Origin of the sequence: Burkholderia sp. MSMB0856, assembly GCF_001524645.2 — a bacterium.
Lineage (GTDB): Bacteria > Pseudomonadota > Gammaproteobacteria > Burkholderiales > Burkholderiaceae > Burkholderia > Burkholderia diffusa.
The window spans coordinates 603951-625352 of the sequence record NZ_CP013427.1 but is presented as its reverse complement, the minus strand read 5'-3'; the positions used below and the strand labels follow the sequence as shown (position 1 = coordinate 625352).

General features: G+C 64.5%; 21 protein-coding genes. 6 read left to right on the top strand and 15 right to left on the bottom strand.

The window, feature by feature from the left end; genetic code table 11:
• Positions 1–68: 68 nt before the first annotated feature.
• From WS87_RS04025 to WS87_RS03995, 6 genes are all read right to left on the bottom strand, one after another.
• Positions 69–794: an amino acid ABC transporter ATP-binding protein gene (locus tag WS87_RS04025; protein ID WP_059465398.1), complete on the bottom strand. Its 726-nt coding sequence runs from the start codon at positions 792–794 to the stop codon at positions 69–71.
• Positions 791–1468 carry a glutamate/aspartate ABC transporter permease GltK gene (gene gltK, locus WS87_RS04020; protein ID WP_059535318.1) on the bottom strand — a complete coding sequence of 226 codons (678 nt, stop codon included), beginning with the start codon at positions 1466–1468 and terminating at the stop codon, positions 791–793. Before gltK ends, WS87_RS04025 begins: the two co-directional genes overlap by 4 nt.
• Positions 1468–2208: an amino acid ABC transporter permease gene (locus WS87_RS04015; RefSeq protein ID WP_059535316.1), complete on the bottom strand. Its 741-nt coding sequence runs from the start codon at positions 2206–2208 to the stop codon at positions 1468–1470. Before WS87_RS04015 ends, gltK begins: the two co-directional genes overlap by 1 nt.
• A gap of 84 nt (positions 2209–2292) precedes the next feature.
• The gene (locus tag WS87_RS04010; protein ID WP_059820512.1) at positions 2293–3186 is read right to left on the bottom strand and encodes a glutamate/aspartate ABC transporter substrate-binding protein; all 894 of its coding nucleotides are present in this window, start codon (positions 3184–3186) and stop codon (positions 2293–2295) included.
• Between the two features lie 250 nt (positions 3187–3436).
• A complete protein-coding gene (locus WS87_RS04005) occupies positions 3437–4723 on the bottom strand; it encodes a Glu/Leu/Phe/Val family dehydrogenase (protein ID WP_059465395.1) in 1287 nt (428 codons plus the stop codon).
• A 277-nt stretch (positions 4724–5000) separates the two neighbouring features.
• Positions 5001–5954 carry a LysR substrate-binding domain-containing protein gene (locus WS87_RS03995; protein WP_059535314.1) on the bottom strand — a complete coding sequence of 318 codons (954 nt, stop codon included), beginning with the start codon at positions 5952–5954 and terminating at the stop codon, positions 5001–5003.
• Positions 5955–6220: 266 nt separating this feature from the next.
• Here WS87_RS03995 and purB point away from each other — a divergent pair, with 266 nt between their 5' ends.
• A complete protein-coding gene (purB, locus tag WS87_RS03990; RefSeq protein WP_059820443.1) occupies positions 6221–7609 on the top strand; it encodes an adenylosuccinate lyase in 1389 nt (462 codons plus the stop codon).
• 100 nt (positions 7610–7709) lie between these two features.
• On the opposite strand, the gene WS87_RS03985 is transcribed toward purB, so the two are convergent.
• Entirely contained in the window at positions 7710–9131 is a 1422-nt protein-coding gene (locus WS87_RS03985; protein ID WP_059820442.1) for an NAD(P)/FAD-dependent oxidoreductase, read from the bottom strand.
• A gap of 265 nt (positions 9132–9396) precedes the next feature.
• On the opposite strand from WS87_RS03985, the gene WS87_RS03980 reads away from it, so the two are divergent.
• The 4 genes from WS87_RS03980 to WS87_RS03965 all read left to right on the top strand — a co-directional run bounded on the left by WS87_RS03980 (position 9397) and on the right by WS87_RS03965 (position 11832).
• Positions 9397–10059 carry a TetR/AcrR family transcriptional regulator gene (locus WS87_RS03980; protein WP_059820441.1) on the top strand — a complete coding sequence of 221 codons (663 nt, stop codon included), beginning with the start codon at positions 9397–9399 and terminating at the stop codon, positions 10057–10059.
• Between the two features lie 435 nt (positions 10060–10494).
• Positions 10495–11025: a PAAR domain-containing protein gene (locus WS87_RS34205; protein WP_236873201.1), complete on the top strand. Its 531-nt coding sequence runs from the start codon at positions 10495–10497 to the stop codon at positions 11023–11025.
• Positions 11026–11030: 5 nt separating this feature from the next.
• On the top strand, positions 11031–11576 hold the full coding sequence (locus WS87_RS03970; RefSeq protein WP_082750738.1) for a lipoprotein N-acyltransferase Lnb domain-containing protein: 546 nt from the start codon (positions 11031–11033) through the stop codon (positions 11574–11576).
• Positions 11557–11832: a hypothetical protein gene (locus WS87_RS03965; protein ID WP_059820439.1), complete on the top strand. Its 276-nt coding sequence runs from the start codon at positions 11557–11559 to the stop codon at positions 11830–11832. Before WS87_RS03970 ends, WS87_RS03965 begins: the two co-directional genes overlap by 20 nt.
• Positions 11833–12054: 222 nt before the next feature.
• Here the strand turns inward: WS87_RS03965 and WS87_RS03960 are convergent, their stop codons facing one another.
• The 4 genes from WS87_RS03960 to edd all read right to left on the bottom strand — a co-directional run bounded on the left by WS87_RS03960 (position 12055) and on the right by edd (position 16657).
• On the bottom strand, positions 12055–12558 hold the full coding sequence (locus WS87_RS03960; RefSeq protein WP_059535306.1) for a gluconokinase: 504 nt from the start codon (positions 12556–12558) through the stop codon (positions 12055–12057).
• A 13-nt stretch (positions 12559–12571) separates the two neighbouring features.
• Entirely contained in the window at positions 12572–13933 is a 1362-nt protein-coding gene (locus WS87_RS03955; protein ID WP_059535304.1) for a GntP family permease, read from the bottom strand.
• Between the two features lie 221 nt (positions 13934–14154).
• Positions 14155–14781 carry a bifunctional 4-hydroxy-2-oxoglutarate aldolase/2-dehydro-3-deoxy-phosphogluconate aldolase gene (eda, locus tag WS87_RS03945; RefSeq protein WP_059465387.1) on the bottom strand — a complete coding sequence of 209 codons (627 nt, stop codon included), beginning with the start codon at positions 14779–14781 and terminating at the stop codon, positions 14155–14157.
• Positions 14782–14800: 19 nt separating this feature from the next.
• Positions 14801–16657 carry a phosphogluconate dehydratase gene (edd, locus tag WS87_RS03940; RefSeq protein ID WP_059820438.1) on the bottom strand — a complete coding sequence of 619 codons (1857 nt, stop codon included), beginning with the start codon at positions 16655–16657 and terminating at the stop codon, positions 14801–14803.
• 293 nt (positions 16658–16950) lie between these two features.
• Here edd and WS87_RS03930 point away from each other — a divergent pair, with 293 nt between their 5' ends.
• Positions 16951–17799: a MurR/RpiR family transcriptional regulator gene (locus WS87_RS03930; RefSeq protein WP_059820437.1), complete on the top strand. Its 849-nt coding sequence runs from the start codon at positions 16951–16953 to the stop codon at positions 17797–17799.
• A gap of 81 nt (positions 17800–17880) precedes the next feature.
• Here the strand turns inward: WS87_RS03930 and WS87_RS03925 are convergent, their stop codons facing one another.
• The 4 genes from WS87_RS03925 to WS87_RS03910 form a co-directional block, all read right to left on the bottom strand.
• Positions 17881–18303 (bottom strand): CopD family protein, encoded by a 423-nt coding sequence (locus tag WS87_RS03925; RefSeq protein WP_107938103.1) that lies wholly within the window; start codon positions 18301–18303, stop codon positions 17881–17883.
• A gap of 17 nt (positions 18304–18320) precedes the next feature.
• Positions 18321–19592, bottom strand: a complete 1272-nt coding sequence (locus WS87_RS03920) for a glutamate-5-semialdehyde dehydrogenase (RefSeq protein ID WP_059820436.1) — start codon at positions 19590–19592, stop codon at positions 18321–18323.
• Between the two features lie 137 nt (positions 19593–19729).
• Complete coding sequence (holA, locus tag WS87_RS03915; protein WP_059820435.1) at positions 19730–20824, bottom strand: DNA polymerase III subunit delta; 1095 nt, start codon at positions 20822–20824, stop codon at positions 19730–19732.
• Positions 20825–20842: 18 nt separating this feature from the next.
• Positions 20843–21397, bottom strand: coding sequence for an LPS-assembly lipoprotein LptE (locus tag WS87_RS03910; protein WP_059820434.1), 555 nt, complete (start codon positions 21395–21397; stop codon positions 20843–20845).
• Positions 21398–21402 lie beyond the last annotated feature (5 nt).

The following is a 21402-nucleotide window of genomic DNA, read 5'->3' as shown; positions in this document are numbered from 1 at the left end:
AAACCGCCCGGCGTTCGGCCGGGCGGTTTGCGCATGCCGCGCGCATGAAGCGCGCGACGCACGAGCGCTCAGTGCAGGATTTTCGCGAGGAAGTCCTTCGCGCGATCCGACTTCGGATTCGAGAAGAAATCGTCCTTGCGGTCGTCCTCGACGATCGCGCCCTTGTCCATGAAGATCACGCGATGGGCGACCTTCTTCGCGAAGCCCATTTCGTGCGTGACGACCATCATCGTCATCCCTTCCTGCGCGAGCTCGACCATCACGTCGAGCACTTCGTTGATCATTTCCGGATCGAGCGCGGACGTCGGTTCGTCGAACAGCATCGCGATCGGGTCCATCGACAGCGCGCGCGCGATCGCGACCCGCTGCTGCTGGCCGCCCGACAACTGGCCCGGAAACTTGTGCGCATGCGCCTTCAGGCCGACGCGATCGAGCAGCTTCATGCCCTTCTCGGTCGCTTCGTCCTTGCCGCGGCCGAGCACCTTGATCTGTGCGAGCGTCAGGTTCTCGGTGATCGACAGATGCGGAAACAGCTCGAAATGCTGGAACACCATCCCGACCTTCGAGCGCAGCTTCGACAGGTTCGTCTTCTTGTCGCCGACCGACTGGCCGTTCACGAGGATCTCGCCCTGCTGGAACGGCTCGAGGCCGTTCACGGTCTTGATCAGCGTCGACTTGCCCGAGCCCGACGGGCCGCACACCACGACCACTTCGCCTTTCTTCACCTCGGTCGTGCAATCGGCGAGGACCTGAAACTGGCCGTACCACTTCGAAACGTTCTTGATGGAAATCATCTTGTGACCTTTTTCTGGAGACCTTTGACGAGGGCAGACGCCACCGAGCAAATCACGAAATAGCATGCACCCGCGAACAGGACCATCTCGACGGTCGTGCCGTCGCGATCGCCGATGTTGGCGGCCGTGCGGAAGAAGTCCGCGAGGCTGATCACGTACACGAGCGACGTGTCCTGAAACAGGACGATCGCCTGCGTGAGCAACAGCGGCACCATCGCGCGGAACGCCTGCGGCAGGATCACGAGGCGCATGGCCTGCGCGTAGTTCATGCCGAGCGCGAACGCGGCGTTCACCTGCCCGCGCGGCACCGCCTGGATACCGGCGCGGATGATCTCGGAATAATACGCGGCTTCGAACAGCGAGAACGCGACCATCGCCGACGCAAGCCGGATGTCGATCGTCGGCGACAGCCCGAGCACACCCTGCAGCACCTGCGGCACGATCAGGAAGAACCACAGCAGCACCATCACGAGCGGGATGGAGCGGAACACCGTCACGTATGCCTTCGCGAACCACTCGAGCGGCTTCACGCCGGACAGCCGCAGCAGCGCCAGCAGCGTGCCCCAGACGATGCCGATGACGATCGCGATCAGCGTGATCTTGAACGTGACGATCGCCCCCGTCCACAGCGTCGGGATCGCGCCGGGAATACTACTCCAGTCGAACTGATGCATCACTTGCCTCCGATGTAGCCGGGCAGCCGCGTGCGGCCTTCGATCCAGCGCATGAACGCCATCACGACGAGGTTGATGAGCACGTACGCGAGCGTCACCGCGATGAACGACTCGTAGGTCTGCGCGGTGTAGTCGACAAGCTGTCGGGCCTGCGCGGACAGGTCGAGCAGGCCGATCGTCGACGCGACCGCCGAGTTCTTGAAGATGTTCAGGAACTCGGACGTGAGCGGCGGCACGATGATCCGGTATGCAACCGGCAGCAGCACGTAGCGGTACGTCTGCCATTGCGTGAAGCCCATCGCGAGGCCGGCTGCGCGCTGGCCCTTCGGCAGCGCGTTGATCCCCGAGCGTACCTGTTCGCACACGCGCGCGCCCGTGAACAAGCCGAGACAGATGATCGACGCGGTGAAGAACTGCGTGCCGGGCGGCAACTGCTTGATCCAGGTGCCGATCGACGCGGGCAGCAGTTCGGGCACGACGAGGTACCAGACGAAGAACTGCACGATCAGCGGGATGTTCCGGAAGATCGACACGTAGACGGTGCCGATCGCGGACAGCCATTTGTTCGGCACCGTGCGCAGCACGCCGAACAGCGAACCGACGATCAGCGCGACGACCCAGGCGACGAGCGACACCTCGATCGTCACCCAGAATCCGGACATCAGCCATCCGAAGTAAGTCGTCGGCTCGCCGGTCGAGACGGGGCTCAGGAAGATGCCCCAGTTCCAGTGGTAAGACATGGGCAAGACTCCAGCAAAAAGAAACGGAAGAAGCGAGGCCTCTTCCGTTTCAGTAGCGTCATTTCTGCGTCAACGGCAGCGTGGTCAGTCGAGCGCCTTGTCGTTCGGGTTCGCGTACAGCTTCTTCATCGAATCGGACAGCGGGAAGTTCAGGTTCAGCCCCTTCGGCGGGATCGGGTTCTCGAACCACTTCGCGTAGATCTTCGCGGCTTCGCCCGATTTCTCGACTTGCGAGATCGCGTCGTCGACGACCTTCTTGAAGTCAGCATCGCCCTTGCGCATCATGCAGCCGTACGCCTCTTCCGACTGCGGCGTGCCGACGATCACCCACTCGCCCGGCTGCTTCGCCTTCGCGCGTTCGCCCGCGAGCAGCGCGTCGTCCATCATGAACGCGACCGCGCGGCCCGACTCGAGCGTGTTGAACGAGTCGCCGTGGTCCTTCGCGCTGATGATGTTCATGCCCAGCTGCTTGTCGTTGTTCATCTTGCGCAGCAGGCGCTCGGACGTCGTGCCGGCGGTGGTCACGACCGTCTTGCCCTTCAGGTCCGCGAAGTCCTTCACGCCCGAATCCTTCTTCGTCATCAGGCGCGTGCCGATCACGAAGATCGTGTCGGAGAATGCGGCCTGCTGCTGACGCTCCGTGTTGTTGGTCGTCGAGCCGCACTCGATGTCCACCGTGCCGTTCTGCACGAGCGGGATGCGGTTCTGCGACGTCACCGGGATATTCTTGACCTGCAGGTTCGGCAGGTTCAGCTTCTTCTTCACCGCGTCCACGACCTTCATCTGGAATTCGCGCGAATAACCGACGACCTGCTGGTTCTGGTCATAGTAGGAGAACGGAATCGACGATTCGCGGTGGCCCAGCGCGATCACGCCCGTGTCCTTGATCTTCTTCAGCGTGCCGGTCTCCTGTGCATGCGCGCCGCTCGCGAACGCGCAGAGCGCCGCGACCATCAGGACTGCCTTCTGGTATTTCATTTTGGTCATCTCCTTGGCTAAAACCCGCGCCAGTGTATCAAAGTAATATTTTTGAAAGTACTGGTTGTTTACCGTACTACGAATCGTCCTGTACGAAGCCGTCCTCCCGGCTTCGCGCGCCTCCTGCAGCGCCTGAATGCACACGCGGGCGGTGCCGGATTCGGCACCGCCCGCGAGGGTTCATGCACACAATCGGGTGGATTGCGTCATGCTTTTGTCATAGTCATCCGATCGACTCGGAAATGACCGATCAGGGATACAGGCCGCGCATTTCGCGCGCCATCAGGATGCGCTTGCACGCAACGATGAACGCCGCCGTACGCACCGACACCTTGTGCTCTTCCGCGACCGCCCACACGCCGGCGAACGCTTCGCGCATCACGCGCTCGAGACGGTGGTTGATCTCGTCTTCCGTCCAGAAGAAGCTCGAGAAGTCCTGCACCCACTCGAAGTACGACACGGTCACGCCGCCCGCGTTCGCGATCACGTCGGGGATCACGAGCACGCCGTTCGCGCTCAGGATGTCGTCGGCCGCCGTCGTCGTCGGGCCGTTCGCGCCTTCGACGATGATCTTCGTGCGGATCTTCGATGCGTTCTTCTCGGTGATCTGGTTTTCCAGTGCCGCCGGGATCAGGATGTCGGTCTCGACCGTCCAGAACTCGTCGTTCGGCATCGGTTCGGCGCCTTCGAAGCCCGCGACGCCGCCCGTGCGTGCGACGTGGTCGAGCAGCTTGTTCGAATCGAGGCCGGCCGGCTGGTAGATCGTGCCCGTGTGATCCTGCACCGCGATCACCTTCGAACCCGCTTCCTGGAACAGCTTCGCCGCGATGCCGCCGACGTTGCCGAAGCCCTGCACCGCGATGCGCGCGCCTTCGATCTCGAGGCCCTTCTTCTTCGCCGCCTCGCAACCGACGACGAACACGCCGCGGCCCGTCGCTTCCTTGCGGCCGAGCGAACCGCCGAGCGAGATCGGCTTGCCGGTCACGACGCCGGTCGACGTCTGGCCCTGGTTCATCGAGAACGTGTCCATCATCCACGCCATCACCTGTTCGTTGGTGTTGACGTCCGGTGCCGGAATGTCGGTGTTCGGGCCGATGATGATGCCGATTTCGCTGGTGTAGCGACGCGTCACGCGTTCGAGCTCACCGCGCGACAGCTTGCGCGGGTCGACGCGGATGCCGCCCTTCGCACCGCCGTACGGCACGTTCACGGCCGCGTTCTTCACCGACATCCATGCCGACAGCGCCATCACTTCCGACAGCGTCACGTCCTGGTGGTAGCGCACGCCGCCCTTGCCCGGACCGCGCGACACGTTGTGCTGCACGCGATAGCCCTCGAAGTGCGCGACGGTACCGTTGTCGAGCTCGATGGGCACGTCGACGATCAGGATGCGCTTCGGACGCTTCAGCGTTTCCAGCCAGCGCGACAGCGAACCGAGGTACGGTGCGACGCGATCGACCTGCTGAAGGTAGTTGCCCCACGGGCCGAGATCGTCGGCATGAAGGTAGGACGGGATGGACTGCAGTTGCGAAGACATGGACGCTCCAACGTTCAACGGATTGCGCACATTGTCGAAAAACCCGTTTTTTTTATCCAATGCCGTTTGCTTATTCGATTATGCGTTTCTTGCATGATCGCGATTTTTCGCAAATCCACGGTCGATTTGCGCAAGAACGCCCGCGATCGGTCGTGCATCGCGTCGGCGAAAAATCGGCGGGGAAATACGCGGAACGCCCGCCGGACAAGCGTCCGACGGGCGCGGCAAGCGCGGCGGCGGCGGCGCGCGCTCGGCTGGCGCGGTTAACCGCCCACGGTTAACCGGCGGTTTCGCGCAGCTCGTCGCGCACGACTTCCCACAGCGCGCGCACGAGCTTCTGATGCGGGTCGTCGCCCTGCAGCGCGAGCTTGTCGCAGTACAGGCGGATCTCCATCGTCAGCGTGAACGGGTGCGTGCCGCCGCGCGCGGACCGGTCGAGCCGGATCAAGCGGCCGCTGGCCACCGCATCCTCGACGGCGCTGTGCGGCAGGAACGCGACGCCGTGGCCCGCGAGCGCCATCGCCTTCAGTCCTTCGGCCATGTCGGTTTCGTACACGCGATCGAGGAACAGCGACGTCGGTGCGTTCGCAACGATGACTTCGGTCATCCGGCCGAGATACGCGTTCGGCGTATACGACAAGTACGGCACGCGCGCCTCGGCCGTGCCCGGCAGCGTGTAGCGCGGCCGGCCCGCGCGGCCCGGCGCCGAAAATGCGCTGATCGGCTCGCTGCCGAGGACCAGCATGTCGTAGCGGGCCGGATCGAGCGCGACGGGGTGGCTCGGGTGGTGGTAGCCCATCACGAGATCGCAGCCGCCCTCGACCAGCGACAGCACGGCGTCGTGCACGTTCAGCGCGCGCAGCCGCGTGTGGACCTGCCCCATCTTCGCTTCGATCCGCTGCAGCCAGCGCGGAAAATACGTGAGCGACAGCGTATGCGGCACCGCGAACTCGATGGTCGGCACCGGCGCGCCGACGTGGCCGCGCAGCAGCGTGCGCGCCTCGTGCGCCTGCGACAGCATCGTCAGCGCCTGCTCGTAGAAGATCTGGCCGGCCTGCGTGAGCCGCGTCGGATAAACCGAACGATCGATCAGTTCGGTCGCGAGCCACGCCTCGAGCGCCTGGATGCGCCGCGAGAACGCGGGCTGCGACACGTGCCGCAGTTCGGCGGACCGGCTAAAGCTGCGCGTTTCCGCGAGCGAGACGAAGTCTTCGAGCCATTTCAGTTCCATGCAGGCGGGCGCGACGGGCGGCGGTCGGGAGGAAGCCTGCATTCTACCGGCGGGCGGGCCGGCCCGGCGGTGCGGCGGCCAGCCCGGCGAGCCGGCCCGGGCGCCGGCCGGCGGACGGCTTGCGCGCCGCCCGGGCGCCCGCACGCGTGCCGATCGCCCACGGCGGCGGCGGCCGGACCGGTTCGGCCGGAATCGCCCCGCGCCAATGGTAAAATGCCGGATTCTCCTCCCCTCGTTCGCACCGGCCCCAAAGGCCACGCCCGATCATGTCCGACACTCGTCCCGATACGCTTTTCGCCCTCACCGCGCTCTCGCCCATCGACGGCCGCTACGCCAGCAAGACCGAAGCGCTGCGCGACTGGCTCTCCGAAGCCGCCTTCATGCGCCACCGCGTCACCGTCGAGGTGCACTGGTTGATCGCGCTGTCGCGCGCCGGCTTCGCGGAAGTCCCGCGCTTCTCGGACGCCTCCGAACAATTCCTGCTGCAGCTCGCCGAGCGCTTCACCGCGCACGACGCCGCGCGCATCAAGGAAATCGAGCGCGTGACGAACCACGACGTGAAGGCCGTCGAATACTGGCTGAAGGAATCGGTCAAGGGCCAGGCCGAACTCGAGAAGGCCAGCGAATTCATCCACTTCGCGTGCACGTCCGAGGACATCAACAACACGTCGCACGGGATGATGCTCGCCGGCGCGCGCGAGCACGTGATCGTGCCGGCGCTGCGCACGGTCCACCAGCGCCTCGTCGCGCTGTCGCACGCGCATGCCGAGCAGCCGATGCTGTCGCGCACGCACGGCCAGCCGGCCAGCCCGACGACGCTCGGCAAGGAGCTCGCGAACGTCGCCGCCCGCCTCGCGCGCGCGATCACGCGCATCGAGAAGGTCGAGATCCTCGGCAAGATGAACGGCGCGGTCGGCAACTTCAACGCGCATCTTTCCGCGTATCCGGAATTCGACTGGGAAGCGTTCTCGCGCGACGTGATCGAGAACCGCCTCAAGCTCACCTTCAACCCGTACACGATCCAGATCGAGCCGCACGACTACATGGCCGAGCTGTTCGATGCGGTCGCGCGCGCGAACACGATCCTGCTCGACCTCGACCGCGACGTGTGGGGCTACATCTCGGTCGGCTACTTCAAGCAGAAGACGAAGGCGGGTGAAATCGGCTCGTCGACGATGCCGCACAAGGTCAACCCGATCGACTTCGAGAACTCGGAAGGCAACCTCGGCCTCGCGAACGCGACGCTGCGCCACCTCGCCGACAAGCTGCCGGTGTCGCGCTGGCAGCGCGACCTGACCGACTCGACGGTGCTGCGCAACATGGGCGTCGCACTCGGCTACTCGCTGCTCGCGTACGACTCGCTGATCCGCGGCCTCGACAAGCTCGAAGTGAACCCGCAGCGCCTGAACGAAGACCTCGACAACTGCTGGGAAGTGCTCGCGGAGCCGGTGCAGACGGTGATGCGCCGCTACGGCATCGAGAACCCGTACGAGCAGCTGAAGGAACTGACGCGCGGCAAGGGCATCACGCGCGAAGCGCTGCAGGAATTCGTCGGCACGCTGGCGATCCCGCAGGACGCGAAGGACCGCCTGCTCGCGATGACGCCTGCGTCGTACATCGGCAAGGCCGTCGAACTCGCGAAGCGCATCGCGTAAGCGCCGCCGTCGCCGGACGGAAAAAAGCCCGATGCGAGCAATCGCATCGGGCTTTTTCATTGGCGGCTCGCGCGCGGTCGGAACGCCGGAACGCCGGCGATCAGAACGAAATCATCCGCCCCGGATTGAGCGCGCTCATCACACTCATCGCCGCCTTCGCGGCAGGAATTGCGATCGGCGACAGTTGCCGGCCGAGCGGAATCTCGCGGTGGTCGATGCCGGTCAGCATCGAGAAATCGTCGTTGCGTCCGACGAAGTCGTCGCAGATCGCCTTGCCGATCCGCACCGTCTGCGCGACGCCATGCCCGCTCCAGCCCTGCACCATGTACATCGGCACACGGCCGTCGGTCTTGCGGCTGTCGGTCGCGCCGTTCAGCGTGAAATCGCTGACGCCGCTCCAGCAGTAGTCGAGCGCGAAGCGGCCGTCGTGCTGCGGAAATACCGTGTTCAGCCGCGTCAGCAGATACGCGTTGACGTCGGGCTGCGCCCAGCACGTACCGGTGCCCTGCCCGCCGAACAGCAGGCGGTTACCGCGCACGGGCCGGTAATAGTCGATCTGGAACTGCGTGTCGTACACCGGCATGCCGGCCGGCATCAGCGTCGCGACGTCGACGTCGAGCGGCGCCGTCACGCTCACGTACGTGAAGAACGGCACGGTGGTGGCGCCGCCGTCGTCCAGCAGCCGGAACGTCGTGTTGTGCAGCGCGAGCACGACGCCACGGCGCGCCGTAATCGTGCCGCCCGGCGTCGTCGCGACGACGCCCGCCGGCGTCTCGTCGAGCTCCAGCACCTCGGTGCCTTCGTACAGCGCGCCGCCGTTCAGCCGGAAGCCGTGCACGAGGCCCCGCACCAGCGCGAGCGGATGAAGCTGGCCGCCGGTCGCGTCGATCGCCGCGCCGTGATACAGCCCCGAACGCACGTATTCGTCGTGCAGCTGATGGCGGCCGACGAGCGTCACGCCGGCGTCGCCGAGATGGCGGCGTGCGTCCGCGCCGTCGAGCAGCGCGCTCATGTGACCCGGGTGCACCGCCGCCGTGATGTGGCCGCGCTTGCGGTCGAGGTCGAGTGCGTAACGCGCGCCGATCGCGTCGATCAAGTCCATCGATTCGGCCGACGCGAAGCGCCACAGCCGCTTCGCGTCGTCGTGCGACAGATGGTCGATCATGTCGGCCGCTTCCCAGCGCGCGAGGCCCGGCGTGAGCTGGCCGCCGTTGCGGCCCGACGCTGCGGAGCCGACGTGATGCTTGTCGACGAGAATCGTGTCGACGCCCGCTTCCGCGAGGTGCAGCGCGGCCGATGCGCCGAGCAGCCCCGCGCCGATCACCAGCACGTCGCACACCGTGTCGTGCGCGAGCGGCGCGCCGTTTTCATGGCGCGACAACGACGCCTCGTACCAGTTGGCCGGCCGCTCGCCGTCGTAGCGCGACGGATCGCACCAGTTCCAGTTGTCCTTTTCGATGTTCAGTTGCGTCTGGTCGAAACGCGATTCACCCTGGATCAGGGGTTTGTGATTGGAAGTCATGATTGCACTTGCATGGTCTTGGGCCGCCTGTCGAAGAGCCGTTCTGGCTTCGCGGGTGGGGCAGCCGGTTCCACTTGGGTGTCAACGAGATAAAGGGCGCGATGGCCCGTGTTGACGGCAGACACGCTCGTGCCTGCCAGGATCCCGGACCGTGCGAAAGCACGCATTGAAAGGTGCCGGGACACCCAATTTCTACACCGCAGAAATAATTCTACAGCGTAGAATACGCTTTCGTCAAGATTACAGTCGTTGTCATCCTGCTTCCATGAAAGACAAACCCGCCCAAGGCCCGCGCGGCCTCGACAAGGATGCGATTGTCGCGGCCGCGCTCGCGCTGCTCGAAGAGGTCGGCGAAGCCGCGTTCAGCGTGCGCAAGCTCGCGCAGTCGGTCGGCTGCGACCCGATGAGCGTGCTCTATCACTTCAAGTCGAAAGAGGGCCTGAGCCGTGCGATCGCGAACGCGCTCTCGCGCTCGCTCGTGCCGGTCGATCCTTCGCTGCCGTGGCGCGAGCGGCTGCGCGATCTCGCACGCCAGTATCGCGCGCTCGCGCTGCGCCACCCCGCCGCGTTCGCGCTGCTGCAGCGTCATATGAGCACAGGGCCGGCCGATCTCGCGCACATCGAGACCGTGCATCGTGCGCTGGCCGACGCCGGCATCCCGCGCACCGCGCTGCCGTCCGTGTGCGTGGGCTGGTATGCGAGCGTGATCGGACTCGCCGCCGCCGAGGCCGGCGGCCTCACGCGGCCCGCGAACGACGTCGAGCTCGCGGAAATGCATGCGCTGTCCGATACCGCGCACCCGCTCGTCAAATCGGCCGCCCCGCTCTATGCGCAGCTCGATCCGGCCGCCGTGCACGACACGATGCTGGACGTGCTGCTCGACGGCATCGCAAAACAGGCGCACGACACCGCTTTAGGCACGCAGTGAACTTGGCCCCAACTCCAAGAAACCAATTCCACAATTTGCATAGGATTGATCCCAAGAATATTGCAGGGAGTCAAGAATAGGATTATCAAGCAAAAGAAAAGACGCATCTCTCGATAGGACGACTCTTGGACAAGCTTAATTTAATATTTTGCTTTTTGAGAAAAATCCTCCTTGCCTCAACGACACGCCCTTCAAGACCTCATATCGTTCAATGCGCTCAGCAATCGTGCTTAACCCCTCGTTTTCCGCCTCCGGCTTCCCCGCTATAAGACATCCATAGCCAAACATCCGCTTCCCAAGGAAGCAAACCCGAATCAGAAAAATCGCCTCTCAACAGCGCTGCCGCATTCACATTCGTTAACCATTTCTCAGCCTCCGACAGGCATCTCAATAAACCACATGGCAAACTCCATCCAATAACCGACAGGAGATTCCATGAAACGATACTTCATTCGAATCGGCGACAAAACAACAGCCGGAGGAACCGTGACGCAAGGAGCGAATTTCTTCAGGCACAACGGGAAGGCCGTTGCGTATGAAGGTGCAGAAGTCTGTTGCGATACGTGCGCATCGGCTGGTCGAATTGCAAATATTCCGCCATTTCGCCCCATGCTGCTGAGAGGCAAACAGGTCGCTCTCGAGAACGACGTCTGTATCTGCAAATGCGATCCCCCACCTCGCTTAATTGCCTCACAGAGTACCGGATCCATGTCGTTCAAACTTCACGAGCTTGCGCAATACGGCCTTCATGCAGACGGGGATCCATTCGTTACTTTGATCGAACCTTCGAGCTTCGACGATCGCTTCAAGCTCTTCGACGAAGCTACTGGCACGCCGCTGGCAAACATGGAATATGTGATTCTGCGGGCGAATGGCGATATTGAACACGGAGTAACAGATCGAAGCGGCCACACGCACTTGCTCTCGTCAACAGCCAATTCCGAGATCGTACACATCTACGTTTAAAAAGAATGGACGCCATCAAATCGAAATCCGGAAAGCCGCTGTTGAGAGTGGCCTCAAAAACGACTACCCCAACGACCGACTCCAATGCAAAGGGGATATCCGTAGACACCAGCCACGAAACCATCGAGGTAATTATCAGCGATTCACGAATGGTTTCCAGAGGGTCGCAGTTCGGTCACACTGCTATCGTCATTAACAATCAAGAATATGGACGTGCTCCGACAGGCTGGGACACCGACACAAAAGAACATTATTTGCATCGTCAGCAGGTTGACATGCATCGAGACTCGTGGGGCTACGTGCTGAGAGTAACCGCCTCGGAAAAGCAGAAGATTCTTACCGAAATTCACGGGCGGATAGCAGCCAACAAACCCTACTCCCTATTCACAAATAGCTGCTCTTCCAATATTGCCGAGATATTGGAAGCAGCAGGGATACAGGCGCATGATCCGCGCTGGTCATTTATGGATACAATTTCCCCTGCCGACCTCATGATAGGATTAAAGCATTCTCGACGACTCGTTACCGAGCATGTTTATCCGAAAAAGTAGCGTCATTTCGCTGCTATCAACCTTGATGATCAGTTGCTCCGCACACCCAGATGAAACATGGGTTGCTGAAGATCGCATTCCTGTCTACGACGGTGTCGACGGAAAGATCATTTTCTTCCTTCAACCGTCGGATAGTTGCGAGCCCGGAATGGACATGGCGGGCAAAGTCGACATGTACACCAAGGTCCAGTGCCAGTCCGGCGACGGTTGGGTAACTGGCGGCAAATTCAAAAAACTTCCCCGCGACAAGAAGTGACTCCGGGCCGAGCGCAAGTCACGCGAGGCAAGGCGGTGCAAGAATCGCCGCGAACAACGATACGGTGCGTCGTACCGGGATTTCCGCGAACACCACACGCTCATACGGAAAGGGCTGAGGCCTGCGCAATACAGGACTCAGCCCTTGGGGGGTTTTTCGTATCTGTCATTGCCGGATCAATTCATCTGCACACCCCGTCAGATGGAATACCGCGAACCGCGCTCAGTGCTGCTGCGCGATACCGATCTTCAGCATGACCTGATCGACGATCTGTTCGGGCGTCAGCTCGATGCTGACCACGATCGCTTCATCCGGGCCCGGTTCCTCGAGCGTGTCGAGCTGGCTCTTCAGCAGCGACGGATCGAAGAAATGGCCGGTGCGGGTCTTCAGGCGCTCGTGCAACACCTCGAACGAACCCTTCAGATACACGAACCGCACGTCGGTGTCGGAGCCGCGCAGCACGTCGCGGTACGACCGCTTCAGCGACGAGCAGGTGAACACGGCGGTCTCGCCGGCACGCTGCTTCTCCTCGATGGCCGCGCGGATCGTGCGCAGCCACGGCCAGCGGTCGTCGTCGGTCAGCGGAATGCCGTTGTGCATCTTTTCCTTGTTCGCCGCGCTGTGAAACGCGTCGCCGTCGGTATAGCTGCACGACAGGCGTTCTGCCAGCATTTCGCCGATTCGCGATTTGCCCGCGCCCGACACGCCCATTGCGATCAGAATCATTGACTACCCCTTGTTACAAAACCACGCTCAGCAACAGCGTAAAGCTCAGACCGAGCACCGAGATGATGGTTTCAAGCAGCGACCAGGTCTTGAACGTCTGGCCGACCGTCATCCCGAAATATTCCTTGATCAGCCAGAAGCCGCCGTCGTTCACGTGCGAGAAGATCAGCGAGCCCGAGCCCGTCGCGAGCACGAGCAGCTCCGGACGAACCGCCGCGCCCGACGCCGCGGCGATCGGCGCGACGATGCCGCAGGCCGTCGTCATCGCGACCGTCGCCGAACCCGTCGCCAGACGCATCAGCGCCGCGACGAACCAGCCGAGCAGCAACGGCGACAGGTGCGCGTGCTTCGCGGTCTCGACGATCTGCTGCGAGATCCCGCTGTCGCGCAGGACGCCGCCGAAGCCGCCGCCCGCACCGACGATCAGCGTGATGCCGGCGATCGGCGCCAGGCACTCGCCGCAGAACTTCTGGATCTGGTCGCGGTTGAAGCCCTGCAGCTTGCCGAACGTGAAGAAGCTCACGAGCACGGCGATCAGCAGCGCGACGTCGGAGTTGCCGGCAAAGCGCAGCAGGTTGTTCGGCAGCGACTTCGGTGCGAACACCAGGTCGGCCCAGCTGCCGACGAGCATCAGCACGACGGGCAGCAGGATCGTGAACAGCGTGATGCCGAAACTCGGCAGTTCGCGCTTGCGACCGTCCGTATGCGTATCGACGAACTGCGCCGCGAGCGGGTTGTTTTCCGGCAGCTTCACGAACTTCGAGATCATCAGCGCGAACAGCGGACCGGCGATGATCGCGGTCGGCACGCCGACGATCAGGCCGAACGCGATCGTCTTGCCGATATCGGCGCCGTATTGCTGAACGGCCAGCAGCGCGGCCGGGTGCGGCGGGATCAGCCCGTGCACGACGGACAGGCCGGCCACCATCGGCAGACCGACGACGAGCAGCGACTTGCCGGTGCGCTTCGCGACGTTGAACGCGATCGGGATCAGCAGCACGAAGCCGACTTCGAAGAACACCGGCAAGCCGACGATGATCGCGACGAACATCATCGCCCAGTGGATGTTCTTTTCACCGAACCAGTCGATCAGCGTGGTCGCGATCCGTTCGGCGCCGCCCGATTCGGCCATCATCTTGCCGAGCATCGTGCCGAGGCCGACGACGATCGCGATGTGGCCGAGCGTGCCGCCCGTGCCCGTTTCGAACGACTTGACGATCTTGTCCATCGGCATGCCGACGACGAGACCCAGGCCCAGCGAAACGATGATCAGCACCAGGAACGGGTAGATCTTGTAGCGCGCGATCATCAGGATCAGCGCGGCAATCGCGATCAGCGTGAATACGAGCAGCATGCTGCCTTGGACAGCCCCCATGTGGCACTCCTCCTTGAATTGTTCGAAACCGGGCGAGCTGTTGCGAGTATGCCCGGCTATGCAGGTCTCCGAAACACGGGGGGTACCCACCCCGTGAGGACGCTGAATTTTACTTATCTTTACGGCCCGCGGATAGAACCGGTTCCATCAGCAAAAACCCTCGGTAAAACAAGCACTAAGCGCTTGCTTGCCGAGGGTCAAACCTTCATTTCGTACAAGTATTAACGGTGAAGCTGGCTTGCGGCTTGCGCAAGACGCGTGACCTCGGCCCAGTCCTGCGCGGCGAGCGCGGCCTTCGGCGTGAGCCACGAACCGCCGACGCACACGACGTTCGGCAGCTTCAGGAAATTCGGCGCGGTGTCGACCGTGATGCCGCCCGTCGGACAGAACTTCAGCGCCGGGAACGGGCCGTGGAACGCCTGCAGCATCGGCACGCCGCCGGCCTGCTGCGCGGGGAAGAACTTGACGATTTCGTAGCCGAATTCGAGCGCCTGAATGATGTCGCTCGGCGTCATCACGCCCGGCAGCAGCGGCAGGCCGGCGTCGAGCGACGCGAGGTGCAGATCCTTCGTCAGGCCCGGCGACACGCCGAACTTCGCCCCCGCGCGCTTCGCCTGCTCGCAGTGCTCGGGCTTCGTGATCGTGCCGACGCCGACGACGATGTCGTCCGCGAGCTGGCTCGCGCGCTGGATCGCCTCCAGGCCCGCCGGCGTACGCAGCGTGATCTCGAGCACCTTGACGCCACCCGCGTGCAACGCGCGCGACACGTGTTCGCCCTGCTCGACCGAGTCGAATGCGAGCACCGGAATCACCGGGCCCAGCTTCACGATTTCAGCAATCGTCTTCATCAAATTCGCTCCTTGAAATTCATGCAGAGACGCGGACGGCCGCTTCGCCGACCAGCGCCCCGAAAACCGATGCGCCCTGCTCGGCCGGCGCGGCCGCCGCGCGGAACACGCCGAACAGTTCGCGACCGAAACCGACTTCGTTCTCGGCCTGATGCAGCGGCTGCGCGACCGGGCGCGCCTGCCACTCGGCGTCGTCGACCTCGATGTCGAGGATGCCGGCTTCCGCGTCGATCACGAGCGTGTCGCCCGTCTTCACCTTCCCGAGCGGGCCCGCCAGCAGCGCTTCCGGCGACACGTGGATCACGGCCGGCACCTTGCCCGACGCACCGGACATGCGGCCGTCGGTCACGAGCCCGACGTGGAAGCCCTGATCCTGCAGCACGCCGAGCAGCGGCGTCAAACGGTGCAGCTCGGGCATCCCGTTGGCGCGCGCGCCCTGGAAGCGCACGACCGCGACGAAATCGCGCTTCAGCTCGCCGCGATCGAAGGCCGCCTGCACGGCTTCCTGCGAATCGAACACGATCGCGGGCGCGGTCACCTTGCGGTGCTCGGGCGCGACCGCCGAAATCTTGATCACGCCGCGGCCGAGCCGGCCCTGCATCAGGCGCAGGCCGCCGTCCGGCTGGAACGGGTCGCGAATGCCGCGCAGCACCTTCGTGTCGTGGCTCTCGGCCGTGCCGTCGACCCACGTCAGCTTGTCGTCGATCAGCTTCGGCTCCTTCGTGTAGTGCGACAGTCCCTTGCCCGCGACGGTCGTCACGTCCTCGTGCAGCAGCCCGCCTTCGAGCAGGTTGCGCACCAGGAACGCGACGCCGCCGGCCGCGTGGAAATGGTTCACGTCGGCCTTGCCGTTCGGGTAGATCTTCGCGAGCAGCGGCACGACCGCCGACAGCTCGTCGAAATCGTTCCAGTCGATCAGGATGCCGGCCGCGCGCGCGATCGCGACGAGGTGCAGCGTGTGGTTGGTCGAGCCGCCCGTCGCGAGCAGCGCGACGATCCCGTTGACGATCGCCTTCTCGTCGATCACATGGCCGATCGGCGTGTACTGGCCGCGCTCGACCGTCAGGTCGAGCACGCGGCGTGCGGCTTCGGCCGTCAGTGCGGTACGCAGCGGCGTGTGCGGATGAACGAACGCCGAACCCGGCAGGTGCAGGCCCATCAGTTCCATCAGCATCTGGTTGCTATTCGCGGTGCCGTAGAACGTGCAGGTGCCATGGCCGTGATACGCGGCCGATTCGGCTTCGAGCAGTGCGTCGCGGCCGACCTGGCCGGTCGCGAACTGCTGGCGGATCTTCGCCTTGTCGTCGTTCGACAGGCCGCTCGTCATCGGGCCGGCCGGCACGAAGATGGTCGGCAGGTGGCCGAACTGGAGCGCGCCGATCAGCAGGCCCGGCACGATCTTGTCGCAGATGCCGAGGCAGAGCGCCGCGTCGAACATGTTGTGCGTGAGCGCGATCGCCGTGCCCATCGCGATCGCCTCGCGCGAGAACAGCGACAGCTCCATCCCTGGATTGCCCTGCGTGACGCCGTCGCACATCGCGGGCACGCCGCCCGCGAACTGCGCGACGCCGCCGTTCTCGCGTGCGGCGGCCTTGATGATGTCGGGGAAATCCTTGTACGGCGCGTGCGCGGACAGCATCTCGTTGTACGAGGACACGATGCCGATGTTCGGCTCGCGGATCGCCTTGATCTGGAATTTGTCGCTGCCTTCGAGACCCGCGAAGCCGTGCGCGAGGTTCGCGCACGACAGCGCACCACGCGCCGGGAACTTGCCCTGCGCGCCGTCGATGCGCTGCAGATAGGCGGAACGGGTCGATTGGCTGCGGGCGATCACGCGTTCGGTGACTTTCGCCAGGGTGGGGTGCAGCGACGTCATGCTGGGCGCTCCTGTATGCCGGACGACACCGGCGGTTGGAATCGTGGGGACGGTCGAGTGCGTCGAACGAACGAAGCCAGTCTAGTAGAAAAACTACACGCATGCAATGCGGATTCACATGCGCGCAACCCTTATTCCCGCCACCAGCAAGGCTTTACCTAGTGAAAACCCTAATCTTCGGCACTCATCGCCCAGGGAATCTCTGTCGATTGAGCTAGAATTTTCATGTAGATTTTCTACAATTCGATTGAGATACACTCGCTCATCCGAACCCGATTTTCATTCGCCGTCCCATGCTGCCTCGCATTGAAGCGATCCGCGCCGACCTGCGCCCGTCCGAGCGCAAGCTCGCCGACTACATTCTCGCCGCGCCGCGCGAGGTGCTCGACCTCGCGATGACCGAGCTGTCGACCCGCGCGGGCGTCAGCCAGCCGACCATCGCGCGCTTTTGCCAGGCGCTCGGCTGCAGCGGCTTTCGCGAATTCAAGATCCGGCTCGCGCAGAGCGTCGCGCCTGGCGTGTCGTCCGTCTATCGCGACGTCGAGCCCGACGAGCCCGCGCCCGGCATCATCGGCAAGGTGTTCGACCGCACGATCGGCGCGCTGATCGAAGTGCGCAACAGCTTGTCGGCCGGCAGCGTCGCCGACGCGATCGCGCTGCTGTCGAACGCGTCGCGCATCGAGTTCTACGGCGCCGGCGGCTCGGGCATCGCCGCGCAGGACATCCAGCACAAGTTCTTCCGGCTCGGCGTACCGAGCGTCGCGTATTCGGACCCGCACACGTTCTCGATGTCGTCCGCGCTGCTCGGGCCGCACGACGTCGTCGTCGCGATCTCGAACACCGGCCGCACGCGCGATATCGTCGATGCCGCGCGCTCGGCGCTCGCGTGCGGCGCGAAAGTCGTCGCGATCACGCAGAGCCACTCGCCGCTCGCGAAGCTCGCGACGGTGAGCCTCGCGTCGAACGTGGCCGAGGAAACCGACGTGTTCTCGCCGATGACGTCGCGGATGTCCCATCTCGCGATCGGCGACATCCTCGCGGTCGGCGTTGCGCTGTCGCGCGGACCCGCGCTGATGGAGCGCGTCGGCCGCGCGAAGGAAGCGATCACGCGCCGCCGGATCGACGACCAGACGAAGGAATGACGCGTACGACGCGCACATGAAAACGGCGCCCCGAGGGACGCCGTTGCGCATCGATCGACTGCCGGCATGCCGCCGGAAAGTTCAGAACGGCTTGATCACGACCAGCGCGACCGCCGCGAGCATGCCGAGCACCGGCAGTTCGTTGAACACGCGATACCACTTGTCGGTGCGCTTGTTCTCTCCGCGCTCGAACACCTTCAGCAGGTGCCCGCAGTACGCGTGATAGATCACGAGCAGCAGCACGACCGTCACCTTCGCGTGGATCCAGCCCTGCCCCTGGCCGATTCCGATCACAAGCCAGAGCCACAGCCCGCATGCGAGCGCCGGCACGGCGATCATCGTCATGAAGCGAAACAGCTTGCGCGCCATCAGCAACAGGCGCCGCACCGCGGCCGGATCGGTTTCCATGGCCAGGTTCACGTAGATGCGCGGCAGGTAGAACAGGCCCGCGAACCACGCGGCGATCAGAACGATATGGAACGTCTTGACCCAGAGCATTGCCATCGGTTGTGCGCCTCGCTTTACTGACGGCCTTCGCCGTGCCCGAGCACGACGTACTTCAGCGACGTGAGCCCTTCCAGGCCGACGGGGCCGCGTGCGTGCAGCTTGTCGTTCGAGATGCCGATTTCCGCGCCGAGGCCGAATTCGAAGCCATCCGCGAAGCGCGTCGACGCATTGACCATCACGCTCGCCGAGTCGACTTCGCGCAGGAAGCGCATCGCACGGTCGTGATCCTCGGTGACGATCGCATCGGTGTGGTGCGATCCGTAGTGGTTGATGTGCTCGATCGCGGCGTCGAGGCCGTCGACGACCTTGATCGCGAGCACCGGCGCGAGATATTCGGTGTGCCAGTCTTCGTCGGTGGCGTCGACGAGCGGCCCGATACCGGCCTCGGCGAGCACCGCGCGCGCGGCAGCATCGACGCGCAGCTCGACCTGCTTGTCGCGATACAGCTTGCCGAGCGGCGGCAACAGCGTCGCCGCGATGCCGCTCGCAACGAGCAGCGTTTCCATCGTGTTGCAGGTGCCGTAGCGGTGCGTCTTCGCGTTGTCGCACACCGTCAGCGCCTTGGCGAGATCGGCACGATCGTCGACATACACGTGGCAGATGCCGTCGAGGTGCTTGATCATCGGCACGCGTGCCTCGTTGATCAGGCGCTCGATCAGGCTCTTGCCGCCGCGCGGCACGATCACGTCGACGTATTCGGTCATCGTGATCAGCTTGCCGACCGCCGCGCGATCGGCTGTCGCGACGACCTGCACGGCATCCTGCGGCAGGCCGGCCGCCTCGAGCCCTTCGCCGATCAGCTTCGCGAGCGCCGCGTTCGATTCGAGCGCCTCGGAGCCGCCGCGCAGGATCGTCGCGTTGCCCGACTTCAGGCACAGCGCGGCCGCGTCGATCGTCACGTTCGGGCGCGACTCGTAAATGATGCCGATCACGCCGAGCGGCACGCGCATCTGGCCGACCTGGATCCCGCTCGGGCGGTACTTGAGATTGCCGATCTCGCCGATCGGATCGGCCAGCGACGCAACCTGACGCAGGCCTTCGACCATCGTCTTCAGCGCCTTGTCTGACAGCGTCAGGCGGTCGATGAACGCCGCATCGAGCCCCTTTTCACGGGCACGGGCGACGTCGCGTGCATTCGCATCCTTCAGCGCCTGCGCGTCGCGCTCGATCGCGCGGGCCACGGCGTCGAGCGCGGCGTTCTTCGCGGCCGTGCTGGCGCGCGCCATCGCGCGGGAAGCGTGCCGGGCACGGCGGCCCAGGTCCGTCATGTACTGGTCGATATCCATCGTGTGACTCGAAAAGCGAGCCGCTTGGCGCGGCGTGAATTCGTGGGAAGCGTGGAGCGCGGCGGCAAGCGGGCCGCGCCAGCTATCGAAACATTGTAAGCGGGTTGCGATGCGTGCGCTGAAGGCCCGGACAGGGCTTAACGACGCACGCGACCCGCGGTCGGCGGTCGCTCGCCGCGGGCGCCTGCCACCGTCATCGCGAGCTGGAACAGGCCATCCCACGGATCGGGCGGCGGATCGTCCTGCGTGCGGCGGCCCGGCGTGACGGCCGACAGCCCCTTCACCTGCCGGTCGAGCTTCGCGGCGAACGCGAGCGCCTTCTCGAGAACCGCTTCCGACACGCGGTTCAGCGCGGGGCCGATCAGCCGTTCGCGCGGGCCCCACACGCGGTTCTCGCGCAGCAGCGTGGCGAGCGGCTTGCCGGCCGTCGCGCCGCGCTTGATCCGCAGCAGCGTGCGCAATTCCTCGACGACGGCCCACATCACGAGCACGATCGCCTCGCCCTCGCCCTTCAACCCGTCGATCATCCGCGCGAGCCGCGCTGCGTCGCCCGCGAGCATCGCCTCGTTCAGCTTGAAGACGTCGTAGCGCGCGACGTTCAACACCGCGTCGTGCACCTGCTCGAACGACAGCACGCCCTGCGGATAGAGCAGCCCGAGCTTCTGAATTTCCTGGTGCGCGGCGAGCAGGTTGCCCTCGACGCGCTCCGCGATGAACTGCAGCGCGCGCCGGCCATCGTCGCCCGGCGCGGCGCGCTGGCCCTGCATCGACAGACGCTGGCCGATCCAGTTCGGCAGCTGCGCACGGTCGACCGGGTCGATCTTCAGCGCGACGCCGCCGTTCTGCAGCGCGGTAAACCACGCGGATTTCTGCGTTGCCGCGTCGAGGCGCGGCAACGTGACGAGCAGCAGCGCGTCGGGATTGGGTGTCGCCGCGAGCGTCTTGAGCGCGTCGGCGCCTTCCTTGCCGGGCTTGCCCGACGGAATGCGCAGCTCGATCAGCTGACGCTCGCCGAACAGCGACATCGCCTGGGTCGCGCCGAGCAGCACGCTCCAGTCGAAGCCGCGCTCGACCGTATGCACCGAACGTTCGGTGAAGCCGGCCGCGCGCGCGGCCGCACGAATGCGGTCGCACGCTTCCTGCGCGAGCAGCGGCTCGTCGCCGTAGACGATGTAGAGCCCGGCCATCCCCTTCGCGAGGTGCGGCTCCAGCGCATCAAGTCGCAATTGCATCGGTGCGTGCGCGGGCGATCAGAGCGGCGGCGGCGGCAGCGGCGCGCGCGGCGCAACGCCCGGCACCACGTCCTCCGGCGCCGGCGTCAGCGAGTGGACGATCGCAAGACGCCGCATCAGCTGGTCGACCGCATCGTTCTGCATGTCGCCGTACAGGATGTCGGCTTCCTGTGCCTTCGCGTTCGTGTACTGATCGCTGTACGTCATCGCGCGGTTCAGCGCGATCGCGCTCGGCGGGATCAGCACGGTGCCGTCCTTGCTCGTCAGCGTGTAGTTCAGCGTATAGAACAACGCGTATTCCTGCGCCGAGCCGAACTTGTTGAGCGTCAGCGTGTTCTGGCCACGCGACTCCCACATGCTCAGCACGGCGTCGGCGTCGTCCGCCGACTTGACGATCTTCGTGTCGCTGCCGGCCTCGACGAGGCGCGTGAGACGCGCCTCGACGGGCGCCGGCGCACCGGCCACCAGCAGGTGCTTGAACGCGTAGTCCTGCTGGCCGCGCAGCTGGAAGCCGCATGCCGACAGCGCGACCGCGCTGCCGACGGCGAGCATCAAAAACGATCTGCGGATCACCTTCG